The following is a 15406-nucleotide window of genomic DNA, read 5'->3' as shown; positions in this document are numbered from 1 at the left end:
ACTGCGCTGGGCGCCCTAGGAGATTCAAGTGCGGTGTCGGTACTTTGCACCGCATTGCAGGATGAAGCGCCGGGTGTGCGCGGCTCGGCGGCCACTGCGCTGGGCGCCCTAGGAAATTCAAGTGCGGTTTCGGTGCTTTGCGCCGCTTTGCAGGATGAGGCCACGAATGTGCGGGGCTCGGCGGCCACTGCGCTAGGCGCCCTGGGGGATCGAAGTGCGGTGTCGGTGCTTTGTACCGCATTGCAGGATGAAGCGTCGAATGTGCGCGGCTCAGCTGCTACTGCGTTAGGCGCCCTCGGGGACCGAAGTGCGGTGTCGGTGCTTTGCGCCGCGTTGCAAGACGACGCCCTGAATGTCCGCGGCTCAGCGGCGACCGCGCTAGGCGCTTTGGGGGATCGCGGTGCGGTGACAGCCCTTTGTGCGACATTAGCGGATGGCGACGCCGGAGTTCGGGGATCGGCCGCCACTGCGCTAGGCGCGCTGGGAGATCGAAGTGCGGTGTCGGAGCTTTGCGCCGCATTAACGGACGGCGACGCCGGTGTTCGGGGCTCGGCGGCCACTGCGCTGGGCGCCTTGGGTGATCGAAGTGCGGTGTCGGCACTTTGCGCCGTATTAACGGATGGCGACGCCAGTGTTCGGGGCTCGGCGACCACCGCGCTGGGCGCCCTCGGAGATCGAAGTGCGGTGTCGGCACTTTGCTCGGTACTAACGGATGGCGACGCTGGCGTTAGGGGCGCGGCGGCCAAGGCGCTTGGCACGCTCGGAGATCGAAGAGCTCTGCCGCCGCTCTATGTACGACTCGGAGATGATGATGCTCACGTACGGAGCTCGACGTGCTTGGCCCTTGGCGCGTTGGCTGATCGAGGTGCAGTTCAGCCGCTTTGTGCTGCTTTGATGGATAGCGACCCGTTCGTGCGAGGTTCGGCGGCCAGCGCACTTGGCACATTGGGTGATAGCGAAGCCGTCGAGGCGCTGAGCGCGCTTCTCGCTGATTCAGAGGGGCAGGTGAGGCTGTCAGCCGTAAATGCGCTCGGGGTATTGATCAGCCATCAAACAATCGAAGGGGCCATATCGCGGTTGATAGTTGACGCTAAGCATAACTCCGAGTCGTCGGTGCGTACATCGGCAGTCATAACTTTGGCGCGAAACGGGCGCATCGATCTGCCCTTGGTGCGCTATCTGCTGGATCCAGATTTTAAGCGTCGGGACGGACGTCTGCGAGACACAGAGTGGGGCGTTCAGGGGCAAACAGCCGCGGCAGTATTGCACGCGTATGAAAAGTCGGTTCCGGACGGCGAGCAATTGATGATCGTTGCTCGCTTATTGAACGAACCGGACGCGCGGCGCGAGGTGGTGAGCGCTGCGCTCGCGCCCCTCGGCGATCTTCCCGCTCCAGCTCTGAGACGGGCGCTCCCTCATCTCGCAATGTATCTGCCGAATCCGCCGAGTCAGGTAGCCGCTCGCATTAGCCAATTGCAGGACAAGCTCGCAAAATATAAGCAAGCAGAGCGCAGCCTCGCTGAACTCCGCTCCGCCCCAGTGAAAGCTTTGCGGGTCGCATTTCCGCCAACGCCGCGCCCGTGGTTCGAAACGACGACGGAGCCCTTGTACTTAGCAAAAAAGGAGTCATCAACCTTGCCCAGAACCGCGGTGATATTGACGGCGGCCCCGATCGAAGCGAAGGCCGTGTATCAGAGTCTGATGGATCGTGAGGTTCATCTCGGAGAAGCGCGGGTCGCGGGCCATGTGGTCGACGAAGGAATGCTCAATGTCGCCGGAAATTCGTGGCGAGTGGTCTTGGCTCAGCCACTATTGAAGGGGCCACATTCAATGCAGAGCCTCGTGAAGGATGTCCTTTCCGAGTTGCGGCCGGAAATTATTCTGATGGTCGGCATGTGCGGTGGAATTAGGGAAAATCGTGCGACCGAAGGCGCTGTCATCGTCGCCAAGCAGGTGCTGAACTACGAGCCGCAGCGGCTGCGTCAGAATGACAGAACTCTGAATCCTTCAAACTATCGTTGCGATCCGCGCATACTCGGCTGTGTCAATGCGCTGTCTCGGCGGGGAGTTTTGGATCGAATCGGCGGAGACGGCGAGCCTGCGATTGAGGTCTTAACCAAAGACATCGGTTCGGGCGAAAAATTAATCGATGATCTAAATTCGGCAGAGCGGGCAAGTATTGTAGCATTGTCGGGTGACATGGTCGGTGTAGAGCAGGAAGCGCATGGGCTTTATCATCCACTATGGGAGGAGCCGTTGCGGGGGGCTCCGCCACCCTACGCCATGATCAAGGGCATTAGTGACCTTGCAGATGGCAGTATGCTGGAAGACAAACTGGCGCGCCAAACGAGGGCGACGAAACGTGCACTCGCAGTTGCCCTGGCAATCATCCAGAACTTCGAGCCGCCTCTATCGTCCGGCTGAATCTAGTTGCAGATCATATCTGGAATAGCAGTGAACGTATTGCTGCGGCCCGATACCGTCGGGCTGCTAGGTTCTATTCGACGGGCACTTCCCGCATCCCCGCCAAGCACCAACTGCCCGTCGAGCCAGTTTGCCGCATGCCCGCCGCTTGCGCCGTCGGGCAAATCAGATCGATGCTCTCGCCCATCCCGTTTGCGATGAAGAGGGACGTTTCGGCCGATCGTCACGGAGCGTAGCAGCGGGGAGCGGTGGACGTGTCGGGCTCGGGGCTTTCGCGCAAGCGGGCCGGCGAATGAGCCTGGGACGTACGGTCAAGTCGCGTGGTCCTGGCCTCCCGACGCTGAGGTCAAGCCGGTCGATGAAGCGGAGACGCGTCGCGCCGGTGATGGGGGCAAACAAGCCCGGTCCCCAGGGAGATCGCGAAGCAGCCGTTAAAACCAGCGCGCGGGGAAGGCCGGGTCGTCCGGCTGGACTCGTGGTACCTGCCGCCTGCATTTTTTTCTGCAGGCGGGCCACGGGCCTCAGTCGAGGTCCGGTCTTCCCCGCGCCCTCTCATTGTCGAGGGCGATGTCGGCAGCATCACCTGGGCGCGGATGGCGTCGCGGGAGTGCGGTGGGCTGTTCGGAAAAATCGTGGAGTGGATGTGGTGGCGGGAACGGGGGTGGATGCGTCACAGACGCCGGCGCTTCCGGTGCGCATGCGTTGGCGAGATGCCGGGACGACAGCGGAGAACGAGGCGGGTGCGTGCCCATGCCATCAAGCTTGGCGCGCGCTCGACAACTACTTCCTGATCTTCACGCCCTTGGTCGTGAAGCGCTGCGGCCGCTGTTCGGGTCGCACAGGCCGCCGCGTGACGGCAGCCTTTCCCGTCCCCGGCGGCTGATGTGCGGGCACCAGCTGATCCGGGCGCGAGCCGATCAAATCGGCGCGGCCCATGGCGCGCAGCGCGTCCCGCAGCACCGGCCAGTTGTCCGGGTCGTGATAGCGCAGGAACGCCTTGTGCAGCCTGCGCTGCTTGAGGCCCTTGATGGCCTCGACCTTGTCGCTGCCGCCATGACGGACGCCGCGCAGCGGGTTGACGCCGGTGTGGTACATCGCGGTCGCCGTCGCCATCGGCGACGGCAGGAAGGTCTGGACCTGATCGGCGCGGTAGCGGTTCTTCTTCAGCCACAGCGCGAGGTTCATCATGTCCTCATCGCTGGTGCCGGGATGGGCGGCGATGAAATACGGGATCAAATAGTACTTCTTGCCAGCCTGCGCCGCGGCGGCGTCGAACATCTGCTTGAAGCGGTGATAGGTGCCGATGCCCGGCTTCATCATCTTGTCGAGCGGACCACGCTCGGTATGCTCCGGCGCGATCTTCAGGTAGCCGCCGACGTGATGCGTCACGAGCTCCTTGATATAGGCCGGGCTCTCGACCGCGAGGTCGTAGCGCACGCCCGAGGCGACCATCACGCGCTTGACGCCCTTGACCTCGCGGACCTTGCGATAGAGCCGGATGAGATCGTCATGCGAGGTGTTGAGGTTCGGGCAGATCTCCGGGAAGACGCAGGACGGCCGGCGGCACGCGGCCTCGACCTTGGGGTCCTTGCAGGCCATCCGGTACATGTTGGCGGTCGGGCCGCCGATGTCGGAGATCACGCCGGTGAAGCCCGGCGTCTTGTCCCGGATGCGCTCGATCTCCTGCAGGATCGAGCCTTCCGAGCGGCTCTGGATGATGCGGCCCTCATGCTCGGTGATCGAGCAGAAGGTGCAGCCGCCGAAGCAGCCGCGCATGATCGTCACCGAGAACTTGATCATGTCCCACGCCGGGATCTTGGCATCGCCATAGGACGGATGCGGCGCGCGGGCGTAGGGCAGATCGTAGACGCTATCCATCTCCGCCATGGTCAGCGGGATCGGCGGCGGGTTGAGCCAGAGGTCGCGGTCGCCATGACGCTGCACCAGGGGACGTGCATTGCCCGGATTGCTTTCCCGGTGCAGCACGCGCGAGGCGCGCGCATAGGCCTCCTTGTCGGCCTCGACCTGCTCGCAGGACGGCAGCCGGACCACGACACAGCCCTTCTCGCGCGCCGCGCCTTCATCGGCGGAGTCGAGATCGTCGGCGTGCAGTTCGATGTAGGTCTCGGGCACTTTCCGGAACAGCGCGGTGCCGCGCACCGACTGGATGTCCTTCGGCGCTTCGCCGCTGGCGATGCGGTGCGCGACCTCGATCACGGCGCGCTCGGCATTGCCGTAGATCAGGATGTCGGCCTTGGCGTCGGCCAGCACCGAGCGGCGCACCTTGTCGGACCAGTAGTCGTAATGCGCGATGCGGCGCAGCGAGGCCTCGATGCCGCCGAGCACGACCGGCACGTCCTTGAACGCCTCGCGGCAGCGCTGCGCATAGACCAGCGTGCAGCGGTCCGGCCGCCTGCCGCCTTCGCCGTTCGGCGTGTAGGCGTCGTCGCTGCGGATGCGGCGGTCGGCGGTGTAGCGGTTGACCATGGAGTCCATGTTGCCGCCGGTGACGCCGAAGAACACGCGCGGGCGTCCCAGCGCCTTGAACGGCTCGGCCGAATGCCAGTCGGGCTGGGAGATGATGCCGACGCGAAACCCCTGGGCCTCGAGCAGCCGGCCGATGATTGCCATGCCGAACGAGGGATGGTCGACATAGGCGTCGCCGGTCACCAGCACGATGTCGCAGACGTCCCAGCCGAGCGCGTCCATCTCCTTGCGGCTCATCGGCAGGAACGGCGCAGGCTTGAGGTCGGCGCGGTGGCGCGGCCAGGAACTCAACGGGGGGGCGGTGAGGGCGATGTTCATCGCCCACGCATAGAGCCGCGGCGCTGCGAGTTCAACCAAAGCCCCGGTCGCAGACGAGGGCCGGTGGTCAAATTGTCCGGAATGGTTCCCGCGGCTTTGCGCGGCCGACCAGCCGTCTCAGTTGAGGTGATGCGACGCGCCGTTGCGGCGCTTGAGCCAGCCATGGCCGAAATAGGCCAGCAGCGCGGCTGCGGCGAGCATGATCCAGATCGAGGGCATCTTCGAGCGCGGGCTGCCGCCGGCCTCGCCGACCGTGACCGGCCCGGTGCCGGGCTCGGTCATCGATACCAGCCGCAGGCCGGCAGCGTCGGTCGCGCGCCGCATGTCGGCGATGGCGGAATGGGGCAGCGGGTCGGCGGCGAACGGCCGACCAGTCGCCGGCGCGGGCTCGTCGGACGCGGCGAGGTCGCCCGGCGGCGGCTCCATCGCGGATTGCGCGGCGTGGCTGCCGGCGGGCAGCTGGGCGAAGGAGTTCAGGTTCGCCGGCCGATGCGGCTTCGGCCCATGCTGCGCCATCCGGTCCGGCTTCTCGGCCTTGTCCATCTTTTTCGGCGTCATGCTCTGCGGCACCGCGACCCGCACCTGCGGCCGCGAATAGGACGCGGGCTGGGTGACGGCCAGCATGCGGTCGGACCAGGCCATATAGGCCTTGCAGAGATCGTTGCAGTATTGGCCGTTGACCATGTCGGCGGATCCGGCCTGCGCGGCGCCGGGCGCGGCAACACAGATGATCGAGACCAGCGCGGCGGCCGCTCCGAGCCTCGACGATGTCAAAACAGGCAATGCGCTCAACTGGCCGATCATCGCAATTTCCCCCGTCGCGGTTTCACGCCGTTTGAGGAATAACGACAGCCGGTCTGGTCGAGAGTTGGATCAGATCGCGTCAACATCCGGATGAGTTGAGGTCAATTTGCTGATGCGAGGCGTTATCAATAAGCGGCGGGCTTTGCTGTTCGACATCGACGGCACGCTCGCCGATACCGACGCGCTGCACCTGCAGGCCTTCAACGCGGTGTTCGGGCCGTATGGCCATGTGTTCGACCGCGCGCGGGCGGCACGCGAACTGCTCGGCCGATCCAATTTGTCGATCTCCGCCCAATTTCTGCCCGATGAGCCGCCCGAGCGGCGCGCGGCGGTCATGGCGCAGAAGGAGGAGGTGTTTCGCAGCCTCGCCGCCGGCGCGGTGCAGCCGCTGCCGGGCCTGATGGCGTTGCTCGATCGGGCCGCGGCGGCGGCGATTCCGGTGGCGGCCGTCACCAACGCGCCGCGCGCCAATGCCGAGCTGATCCTGCACGGGCTCGGGCTGATGGACCGGTTTCGCGCCGTGATCATCGGCGACGAACTGCCGCACGGCAAGCCGCACCCGCTGCCCTATCTGGAAGGCCTGCGCGCGATCGACGCCGTGCCGGAATGGTCGGTCGCCTTCGAGGATTCCCGCGCCGGCATCGCGGCGGCGACGGCGGCTGGCATCGCCACCGTCGGCATGCGCACCAATCTCGCTCATGACGAGCTGATCGCGGCGGGCGCGGCGCTGACCGCGGCGGCGTTCGATGACGCCGACGTGCTCGATCTGGTGATGGCGCGGCTGGGAGAGCGACTGTGAGCGACGCCGCGGAGCTGACATGTCGCTGACATCAGGCAACAGCTTGCGGTCACCGCGCTTGCGCGATGGTCTCGACCAACGCGGCCGCTCGCTTGGCCGTCACGAGATCAAGGTGAGACGCATGCGCAAGTTGTTGATCGCGGCCGGCCCCTCGGAACAGCCGTTCCGGCTGATGTTGCAGGTCGATGACGAAGGATCAGCATCCAATCAGCGCGGCCGTCGCGGCAGTGGAGCCGGGCGAGCCAAGCGCGGCCGCGCCAAGCGTTCGGCCCGGCCGTTTCGCTGGGCGCAGCCGTCGCGCGCAATGGCCGCCATCCTTCGCGGCTTGCGGGCGACGCTGCTGGCTCTCTCTCCCGTGGAGATCCGGAACGATGTGAGCGTACGGCAGGAGGCCTTGCGGGACACGTCGCCGGTCTTGCCACGGCTTCGCGCCGTCAGCGGCTGCGGAGGAGCGCGCGAGGCCGCCGCCGTGCCGGCCGGCGCGCCCAACGCGGTCTTCTGCGCTGCGGCCACGCCGCGCCATCACGTCCGGTCGATGGAATCGCCGCGCGCCCAGCGCCGGCGGCTGCGGGCGCGCTGATCGCATCACCGCATGGGTGCCCTGCATGCTCCGTCCGTCGCCCCTTGCTTGTCCGCAGCCCGATGCCGTGATTGAAACGGACGGTGCGCGCCAGGCTCGCTGGGCTCGCCTCGCAGGAGGACGGATCGATCATGTTCGTGGCGCGTGTCGTGCCGATCGCCGTCGCCTTTTTCTGCGCGACCGCCGCCCTCGCGGCCGACAAGCCCGGCGAGACCAAAGGCACGGTGCTGGAGCCGTCGCCCGCCAATCTGGCGCTGACGTGGAGCGGGGCCAACCTGGTGTTGCCGGCGACGCTCGCCGGCGGACGGCGCTGGGAGGGCCGCGCGGAGGACGCGCCCGACGTGATCGGGATCGCGCCGCTCGCGATCGTGATGCACGGGTCAAGCGGCGTGGCGCCGGCCGTGAAGGAGTTCCAGGCCTGGCTCGCCGACGAGCTCGGCGTGGCGTCGGTGGCGCCCGACAGCCTCGCGATTCCCGACCGGCTGACCTACACCTCGCCGGTCGACGTCGCGACCTATGAGCGTGTCCACGCCCTGCGGCTGGCCGAGCTCGAGAACGCGCTGAAGGCGTCGCGCGACTGGAGCTGGGTCGACCGGCTGCGGATCGTGCTGGCGGGCACCAGCGAGGGTGCGGTGGCGGTCGGCCGCTACGCCGGCAAGGACGTGGCGGCGCGGCTGATCTATTCGTGGTCGTGCGAGGACAACTACTTCGTCAGCGCGCCCCGGCTCGGCATCGGTCCGAACGAGCCGGTGCTGAACGCGATTTCCGCGCGCGATCCGTATTTCACGGCCGCCAATACCTGGAACAAGGACCGCGCCGTCACCGGCTCCTGCGCCGCCGCGCTCAAGGACGACGCCAAGGCGGAGGTGATGGTGATCGATGCCGACGTCCATACGATCCTGAACCGGCCGGAGGTGCACGAGCGGAGCGCGCGATTCCTGCGCGGCGTGTTGGAGCCATGATCGGCCGGGCGGAGGATTGACGACGTGCTGAGACTGCTCGTGCTCGAAGGCAATTCGCTGGACGGAAGGCGCCGCTGGGCCGAGATCGCAGGTGCCACGCCGTCGGAGAGCTACGCCGACGTGCTCCGCGCGCTCGCGCCAGAGGCGGCGATCGACATCGCCACGCCCGCCGATGCCGATGCGCGCCTGCCGCAGCCGATCGAGGCCTATCAGGGCATCGTCATCACGGGATCGGCGCTCAACATCTATCAGCGCGAGCCGGAATCGCTGCGCCAGATCGAGCTGGTGCGCACGGTCTTCGCGCGGGGCGTGCCGATGTTCGGCTCATGCTGGGGACTTCAGCTCGCCAGCGTTGCGGCCGGCGGCGAGGTGTCGCTCAATCCGGCCGGCCGCGAGGTCGGCTTCGCGCGCAAGATCGCGCTGACGGAGGCGGGCCGCGATCATCCGATGCATGCAGCGCGGGGCGCCGTGTTCGATGCACCGGCGATCCACAGCGACATCGTCACCAGGCTGCCGCCGGATGCGACGGTCACCGCGCGCAATGCAATGAGCGAGGTGCAGGCCGCGGAGATCCGCAGCGGCCGCGGCCGGTTCTGGGGCGTGCAGTATCATCCCGAATTCAGCCTGCAGGACGTCGCCTGGGTGATCCGCCGCATCGGCCGGCCGCTGGTCGAGGAGGGCTTCTTCGCCGATCCGGCGGAGCTCGAGCGCTACGCCGCCGATCTCGCGACCCTGCATCATGACCGCGCCCGGCGCGACATTCTGTGGCGGCTCGGGCTCGACCAGGACGTCGCGAATGACGGGCTGCGGCAGGCCGAGATCAGCAACTGGATCGTCTCGCTCGGGCGGGGCTGAGCGCTCTACCGCATGAACTGAATGATGAGCGGCGCCAGCGCCACGTTCATCAGCCCGACCAGCACCATCACGAGGCCGGCGACCGCGCCTTCCTCGCGGCCGATCTGGTGGGCGCGTGCGGTGCCCGCGCCATGCGCGCCGACCCCGAACAGGGCGCCCTTGGCCAGCGTCGAGCGCAGCGGCAGCCGTGCGAGCACGACGTCGCCGACGGCCGCGCCGATGATGCCGGTGAGCACGACGAACACGGCGGTGAGATCGGGGATGCCGCCGATCTCGCCGGAGACTTCCATCGCAAACGGCGTGCTCATCGAGCGCGGCAGCAGGCTGAGGCGCAACTCGCCGTCGATGCCGAGCACGTAGGCCAGCGCCCAGCTGGTCGCCACCGCGGTGAGGCTGCCCGCGACCATGCCGGCCAGCAGCAGCGGCCAGCGGCGGCGGATCAGAGCCCGCTGCTCGTAGATCGGCACGGCGAAGGCGACGGTGGCCGGCCCGAGCAGCGCCACCAGCCAATGCGTGCCGCGGATGTAATCGCGGTAGGAGACGTTGAGCGCGAGCGCCGCGATCATCAGCAGGGCCGGCGCCACCGCGAGCGGCATCAGCCACCAGCGCGGCCAGCGCCGGTGCACGCGCTTGGCGAGCAGATAGAGCAGGATCGTCGCGAGCGACCAGACCGCCGCCTGGATCAGCGGCTCACGCCACAGCGCGGCGAGGGTCATGACGCTCGGTCCAACGGTAGCAGAGGTCGATTGTGAGCGCGGTCACGCACATCACGGCGGTGGTGCTGACGACGATCAAGGCAAAGATCTTCAGGCCGAGCAGGCCAAACAGCTCACGATGGTCGAGCAGCGCCAGCACCGCCGGCACGAAGAACAGCAGCATCTCCGCCAGCATCCAGTTCGCGCCGCGCTTGATGCTCGCGACCTTCAGTCCGCCGGCCAGGATCAGGACGAGCGCCAGCGCCATGCCGATGATGCCGCCGGGCAATGGCAGGCCAGTCGTCCGGACCAGCGCCTCGCCGACGGCCCAGAACAGGCCGAGCAGACCGATCTGCGCCAGCCGGTTGCGGCGGATCAGGCGATGAACCCCAATGGAAATGCTGCGATGCATCATGCGGTGGCGTCCGAAAAGTGATTGCGCTTGCAATGTATGCCGCATCGCAGCATGTAGAAAGCGAATTGAATGAATGATAATAAGTCGAATATGGAATATTTGGCCTGATTATGGAACTTCGTACCCTCAGGACCTTCGTCGAGGTCGTCCGCCAAGGCGGCTTCTCCCAGGCCGCCAAGGTGGTGTTCGCGACCCAGTCGACCGTGAGCAAGGCCGTCAAGCAGCTCGAGGACGAGCTGGGATTGCCGCTCTTGGACCGGCTCGGCCACAAGAGCCGCATGACCGCCGCCGGCGAGATCGTCTATCGCCGTGCCATTCGTCTGCTGGCGGAGCGCGATGATCTGCAGGCGGAGCTCGCCGAGCTGCGCGGCTTGAAGCGCGGCGTGCTGCGTCTCGGCCTGCCGCCGATCGGATCGAGCACGCTGTTCGCGCCGTTGTTCGCGCTCTACCGCCAGCTCTATCCGGAGATCGAGATCCGGCTGGTCGAGCACGGCAGCGACCGGCTCAGCGAATTGCTGGCTGCAGGCGACATCGATTTCGCCGGCCTGCTGCCGCCGATCGCCGATGAGTTTGCCGCGCAGATCGTGCGCCGCGAGCCGCTGATGGCTCTGGTCGCGGTCGATCATCCGCTGGCCCGCCGCGAGACGATCACGCTCGCGGAGCTGCGCGAGACGCCGTTCGTGCTGTTCGAGGCCGGCTTCGCGCTCAACCGAATCCTTCGCGAGGCGTGCCGCCGCAACGGCTTCGAACCTGTCGTGGCTGCGCGCAGCACCCAGATCGATTTCATCGCCGAGCTCGCCGGCGCCGGTCTCGGCGTCGCCTTCCTGCCGCGCATGATCGCGACCCAGCGCACGCAGGTGCCGATCAGTCTCGTCCTGCTTGATGAGCCCGGCACCGAATGGACATTGGCGATGGCCTGGCGCCGCGGCGCCTATCTGTCGCCTGCGGCTGCGGCGTGGTTGAGGCTGGTACGCGAGCGCGGCGAGGCTTGAGCAATCACTGCGACGATGTCGCTTCAACGGTGAGAGACGTGCGGCAAGGGATCCCAGTCCTACGGCCTGACTCACAGCGCGCGACTCGCAGCGCGGAACCAGCTCTGCTCCGAAGGCGTTTCCGCATGATCCGAAAAGAACGTGACACGTTTTTGCGTGCCTCGAGCTCATTCATTGAACCGGAGGGCAAGGATGTGCCGTTGGATCGCCTATCGCGGAGAAACGACCGCCTTCGAGCATTATGTGACCGAGCCGGAACATTCCCTGGTGACGCAGAGCATCCGCGCGCTGGAATCGACCGCGGGCACCAATGGTGACGGCTTCGGTCTCGGTTGGTACGGCGATCATCCAGAGCCGGGGCTTTATCGCGAGACGCGGCCGGCCTGGTCGGATGAGAATCTCCGCTATCTCAGCCGGCATCTGCGCTCGCATCTGTTCTTCGCTCATGTCCGCGCCGCGACCGGCACGGCGGTCACTCGCCAGAACTGCCATCCCTTCGCCTGCGGCCGCTGGCTGTTCATGCACAACGGCTTCGTCGGCAGCTGGAACAGGCTGCGGCGCAAGGTCGAGGCGCTGATCCCGGACGCGCTGTATCCGTCACGGCTCGGCACGACCGACTCCGAAGCCGTGTTCCTCGCCATTGTCGGTGCCGGCATTGATCCGGACCCGATCGGCGCGACGCGCAAGGTGCTGCGATCACTCTGTGAGCTCGTCAATGAGGATGGTCTGCGTGAGCATCTGCGCTTCACCTCGGCGCTGTCCAACGGCCACGATCTCTATGCGTTTCGCTTCGCCGAGAATGACCGCGCCAATTCGCTGTATTTCCGCGAAGACGGCAATCAGGTGATCGCGGTCTCCGAGCCGTATGACAAGGAGCCTGACTGGATCGAGGTGCCGCCGGACCACGTGCTGGTCGCGCGCGCGGCAAAGCCCGCCGAAATTGTTCCGCTATTCGCCGCAGGGACTGCTGATTTTGCCGCGGAACGCAAGCGATCACAACGGGTTGTCGGAGGTACTTAGAACAGCAGGAACTGAAAGATCCCGCGATGTGCGGCATTTGTGGCGAAATCAGCTTTTCCGGAAGGCCCTCATTGTCCACGCTCGGCCGCATCAACGATGCGATGCAGGCGCGTGGTCCTGATGCGGCCGGCCTCTACGTGCAGGGCGGGCTTGCGCTCGGCCATCGCCGCCTGAGCATTCTCGATCTCTCGGCTGCGGCACAGCAGCCGATGATCGACGCGGCGCTAGGTCTCGGCCTGGCATTCAACGGCTGCATCTACAATTTCCGTGAACTTCGCGACGAGCTGAAGGCGAAGGGCTATCGCTTCTTTTCCGACGGCGACACCGAGGTCATCCTTAAGGCCTACCATGCCTGGGGCAAATCCTGCGTGCAGCGCTTCAAGGGGATGTTCGCCTTTGCGCTGTGGGAACGCGACAGCGGGCGCATTCTGCTGGCGCGCGACCGTCTCGGCATCAAGCCGCTCTACTACACCGATGGTCCTCACGGATTTCGCTTTGCGTCGTCATTGCCGGCGCTGCTGGCGGGCGGCGAGGTCGATACGGCGCTCGATCCGATCGCCTTGCATCACTTCTTCAGCTTCCACGCCGCCGTTCCGGCGCCGCGCACGATATTGCGCGGCGTGAAGAAGCTCGAGCCTGCCACTCTGCTCACGATCGAGCCCGACGGCACGCAGCATCGCGAGCGCTACTGGCATTTCTCGGTCGGCGAGCAGCGTCCGACCGATCGCGCCATGAGCCAGCAGGAGTGGTCGGAGGCGCTGCTCGAGGCGATGACGACAGCGGTCGACCGCCGGCGCGTGGCCGACGTGCCGGTGGGCGTGCTGCTGTCCGGCGGCCTCGATTCGTCGCTGCTGGTCGCGCTGCTGTCGAAGCTCGGACACGAGGACATCCGCACCTTTTCGATCGGGTTCGATGCGGTGGGCGCGCATTCCGGCGACGAGTTTCGCTACTCGGATATCATCGCGCGGACGTTCGGGACCAATCACGAGCAGATCAGGATCGGCGGCGACCGCGCGCTGCAGGCGCTGCCCGGCGCCATTGCTGCCATGTCGGAGCCGATGGTCAGCCATGACGCCGTCGCGTTCTATCTGCTGTCATCTGAGGTCGCCAAGCGCGTCAAGGTGGTGCAGAGCGGACAGGGAGCCGACGAAATATTCGGCGGCTACAGCTGGTATCCGGGCTTCCTCTCGGCTAATGATCCCGTTCAGCAATATCAGAACGCCTATTTCGACTGGACGCATTCCGACCTGCAGCGGCTGCTGGCACCGGAGATGCTTGGCGACGACGTCAGCCTAGCCTTCGTGGAGCGCTTCTTCGTCGACCACGCGGGCGCCTCCGCGATCGACAAGGTTCTGCAGATCGACACCGAGATCATGCTGGTCGACGACCCCGTGAAGCGGGTGGACAACATGACGATGGCGTTCGGGCTGGAAGCGCGGGTACCGTTCCTGGATCACGAGGTCGTCGAGCTGGCCGCGCGCATGCCCGCCGAGCTGAAGGTGAAGAACGGCGGCAAGCACATTCTCAAGGAGGCGGCGCGCCGCTGCGTGCCGGCGGAGGTGATCGACCGCCCCAAGGGATACTTTCCGGTGCCTTCGCTGCGCTATCTGCGCGGCCCGTTTCTCGACTACGTCCGCCACCTGCTCAATGACGAGAAGGCGCGTGCACGCGGTCTCTACCGACGCGATTTCATCGACCACATGTTGCAGCACCCCGAGGCCGAGATGAGCCCGAAGGGACATTCGCGGCTGTGGCAGGCGGCCCTGCTGGAGGCATGGCTGCAGACTCACGGCATTTGACGTCTGACAGGATTGATCACATGGGATTGGATCCACGCATCCTGGAGAAGCTGCGGCTCGGCCTGAGCGATGACGAGCGGCGTCTGGTGATCCGCTCGGCCACCGGCAGCGAGGAGGTCACGGAATATTCGTTCGGCATCGAGGAGGAATACTTTCTCGTCGACGCGCAGACGCGCGATGTCGCGATCCGGACGCCGGACGACCTGTTCGAGGCCGCCAACTGGTCGACCGGCGGACAGGCGATGCGCGAGATGCTGCAGGCCCAGCTCGAGGTCGCCACCAACGTCCATGTCGATGTCGGCGATGCGCGCGAGGAGCTGAAATTCCTGCGGCGCGAGGTTGCCAGCGTGGCGAGCCAGTATGGCCTGACCATCCTGGCCTGCTCCACGCATCCGACCGCGACGTGGCGCAGCTCACTGCCGAGTCCCAAGCCGCGCTACGCGGAGATGATGGAAGACCTGCGGATCGTCGGCCAGCGCAACATGCTGTGCGGCATGCATGTGCATGTGCAGTTGCCGGACCCGGACCTGCGCTTCGCGGTGATGCGGGCGATGCTCCCCTACATCCCGGTGTTCATCGCGCTCTCGGCGTCCTCGCCGTTCTGGAATTCGCGCGAGACGGGCCTGAAGGGCTATCGGCTCGCCGCCTACGACGAGCTGCCGCGCAGCGGTCTGCCCGAGCTGTTCACATCGAAGCAGCAATATGATCGCTATGTGGCGGCGCTGACGAAGTCCGGCGTGATGCCGGACGAGAGCCATGTCTGGTGGGCGATGCGGCCGTCGCTGCGGCATCCGACGCTGGAGCTGCGTGCCCCCGACGTCTGCACCGCGGTCGACGACGCCGTCGCGATTGCCTCGCTCTATCGCGCCTTGGCGCGCCATCTGTACCTGAATCCCGATCTTGCCGAGGCCGTCGGCAACGTCGAGCGTGCGATCGCGGTCGAAAACAAGTGGCGGGCGCAGCGCTATGGCACCGACTGTCTGTTCGTGACCGAGGACGGTCCGGTGACGGGCCAGGAGATCCTGAACCGCATGATCGCGGACGTCGCGCCGCATGCGGAGGCGCTGGGATGTCTCGCCGAGGTCGAGCACTGCCGCATCATCATGCAGTTCGGCAGCTCGGCCGACTATCAGCTGCAGGCCTATCGCGAGTCCGGCGGGCAGTTGTCGGCGGTGACGCGCTGGATCGAGGCCGCCACCGTGTCGCGCGCCGAGCCACCGCGCCGGCAGGCACCGGTCGAGCCAGCCCAATGACGC

The 15406-nt window shown here is 66.2% G+C and carries 13 protein-coding genes; 9 read left to right on the top strand and 4 right to left on the bottom strand.

Features of this window, described 5'->3' with window-relative positions:
• Nucleotides 1–6: 6 nt before the first annotated feature.
• Nucleotides 7–2424 (top strand): HEAT repeat domain-containing protein, encoded by a 2418-nt coding sequence (locus QW845_RS30785; protein WP_315805273.1) that lies wholly within the window; start codon nt 7–9, stop codon nt 2422–2424.
• Nucleotides 2425–3204: 780 nt separating this feature from the next.
• On the opposite strand, the gene QW845_RS30780 is transcribed toward QW845_RS30785, so the two are convergent.
• Both QW845_RS30780 and QW845_RS30775 read right to left on the bottom strand, forming a co-directional pair.
• Nucleotides 3205–5229, bottom strand: coding sequence for a YgiQ family radical SAM protein (locus tag QW845_RS30780; RefSeq protein WP_315805266.1), 2025 nt, complete (start codon nt 5227–5229; stop codon nt 3205–3207).
• 117 nt (nt 5230–5346) lie between these two features.
• Nucleotides 5347–6033: a hypothetical protein gene (locus tag QW845_RS30775; protein WP_315805265.1), complete on the bottom strand. Its 687-nt coding sequence runs from the start codon at nt 6031–6033 to the stop codon at nt 5347–5349.
• 106 nt (nt 6034–6139) lie between these two features.
• Between QW845_RS30775 and QW845_RS30770 the strand changes: the two genes are divergently transcribed.
• From QW845_RS30770 to QW845_RS30755, 4 genes are all read left to right on the top strand, one after another.
• Complete coding sequence (locus QW845_RS30770; RefSeq protein WP_315805264.1) at nt 6140–6832, top strand: HAD-IA family hydrolase; 693 nt, start codon at nt 6140–6142, stop codon at nt 6830–6832.
• A 121-nt stretch (nt 6833–6953) separates the two neighbouring features.
• A complete protein-coding gene (locus QW845_RS30765) occupies nt 6954–7412 on the top strand; it encodes a hypothetical protein (RefSeq protein WP_315805263.1) in 459 nt (152 codons plus the stop codon).
• 131 nt (nt 7413–7543) lie between these two features.
• Nucleotides 7544–8374 carry a hypothetical protein gene (locus QW845_RS30760; protein ID WP_315805272.1) on the top strand — a complete coding sequence of 277 codons (831 nt, stop codon included), beginning with the start codon at nt 7544–7546 and terminating at the stop codon, nt 8372–8374.
• Nucleotides 8375–8398: 24 nt separating this feature from the next.
• Nucleotides 8399–9229: a type 1 glutamine amidotransferase gene (locus QW845_RS30755; protein WP_315805262.1), complete on the top strand. Its 831-nt coding sequence runs from the start codon at nt 8399–8401 to the stop codon at nt 9227–9229.
• A gap of 5 nt (nt 9230–9234) precedes the next feature.
• Here QW845_RS30755 and QW845_RS30750 read toward each other — a convergent pair whose 3' ends face one another.
• Together QW845_RS30750 and QW845_RS30745 are read right to left on the bottom strand one after the other, a co-directional pair.
• Complete coding sequence (locus QW845_RS30750; protein ID WP_315805261.1) at nt 9235–9945, bottom strand: LrgB family protein; 711 nt, start codon at nt 9943–9945, stop codon at nt 9235–9237.
• Nucleotides 9920–10339 carry a CidA/LrgA family protein gene (locus QW845_RS30745; RefSeq protein WP_315805260.1) on the bottom strand — a complete coding sequence of 140 codons (420 nt, stop codon included), beginning with the start codon at nt 10337–10339 and terminating at the stop codon, nt 9920–9922. The genes QW845_RS30750 and QW845_RS30745 overlap by 26 nt, the downstream gene beginning before the upstream one ends.
• 110 nt (nt 10340–10449) lie before the next feature.
• Here QW845_RS30745 and QW845_RS30740 point away from each other — a divergent pair, with 110 nt between their 5' ends.
• From QW845_RS30740 to QW845_RS30725, 4 genes are all read left to right on the top strand, one after another.
• Nucleotides 10450–11331, top strand: coding sequence for a LysR family transcriptional regulator (locus QW845_RS30740; RefSeq protein ID WP_315805259.1), 882 nt, complete (start codon nt 10450–10452; stop codon nt 11329–11331).
• 192 nt (nt 11332–11523) lie between these two features.
• Nucleotides 11524–12351, top strand: a complete 828-nt coding sequence (locus QW845_RS30735; protein WP_315805258.1) for a class II glutamine amidotransferase — start codon at nt 11524–11526, stop codon at nt 12349–12351.
• 26 nt (nt 12352–12377) lie between these two features.
• Nucleotides 12378–14150 (top strand): N-acetylglutaminylglutamine amidotransferase, encoded by a 1773-nt coding sequence (locus QW845_RS30730; protein ID WP_315805257.1) that lies wholly within the window; start codon nt 12378–12380, stop codon nt 14148–14150.
• Between the two features lie 20 nt (nt 14151–14170).
• Nucleotides 14171–15403, top strand: coding sequence for a carboxylate-amine ligase (locus tag QW845_RS30725; protein WP_315805256.1), 1233 nt, complete (start codon nt 14171–14173; stop codon nt 15401–15403).
• The last annotated feature ends 3 nt before the right edge of the window (nt 15404–15406 follow it).

Origin of the sequence: Bradyrhizobium sp. SZCCHNS3002 (assembly GCF_032377435.1) — a bacterium.
Taxonomy (GTDB): domain Bacteria; phylum Pseudomonadota; class Alphaproteobacteria; order Rhizobiales; family Xanthobacteraceae; genus Bradyrhizobium.
The sequence above is the reverse complement of the archived record's forward strand: the minus strand, read 5'-3'. Positions and strand labels throughout refer to the sequence as shown.

Excerpts from the sequence above, each read along its gene's own strand:
- QW845_RS30730 (WP_315805257.1), top strand. The coding sequence starts at position 12,378 with ATGTGCGGCATTTGTGGCGAAATCAGCTTTTCCGGAAGGCCCTCATTG.
- QW845_RS30780 (WP_315805266.1), bottom strand. The coding sequence starts at position 5,229 with ATGAACATCGCCCTCACCGCCCCCCCGTTGAGTTCCTGGCCGCGCCAC.
- QW845_RS30775 (WP_315805265.1), bottom strand. The coding sequence starts at position 6,033 with ATGATCGGCCAGTTGAGCGCATTGCCTGTTTTGACATCGTCGAGGCTC.
- QW845_RS30750 (WP_315805261.1), bottom strand. The coding sequence starts at position 9,945 with ATGACCCTCGCCGCGCTGTGGCGTGAGCCGCTGATCCAGGCGGCGGTC.
- QW845_RS30740 (WP_315805259.1), top strand. The coding sequence starts at position 10,450 with ATGGAACTTCGTACCCTCAGGACCTTCGTCGAGGTCGTCCGCCAAGGC.
- QW845_RS30735 (WP_315805258.1), top strand. The coding sequence starts at position 11,524 with ATGTGCCGTTGGATCGCCTATCGCGGAGAAACGACCGCCTTCGAGCAT.
- QW845_RS30725 (WP_315805256.1), top strand. The coding sequence starts at position 14,171 with ATGGGATTGGATCCACGCATCCTGGAGAAGCTGCGGCTCGGCCTGAGC.
- QW845_RS30745 (WP_315805260.1), bottom strand. The coding sequence starts at position 10,339 with ATGATGCATCGCAGCATTTCCATTGGGGTTCATCGCCTGATCCGCCGC.
- QW845_RS30765 (WP_315805263.1), top strand. The coding sequence starts at position 6,954 with ATGCGCAAGTTGTTGATCGCGGCCGGCCCCTCGGAACAGCCGTTCCGG.
- QW845_RS30760 (WP_315805272.1), top strand. The coding sequence starts at position 7,544 with ATGTTCGTGGCGCGTGTCGTGCCGATCGCCGTCGCCTTTTTCTGCGCG.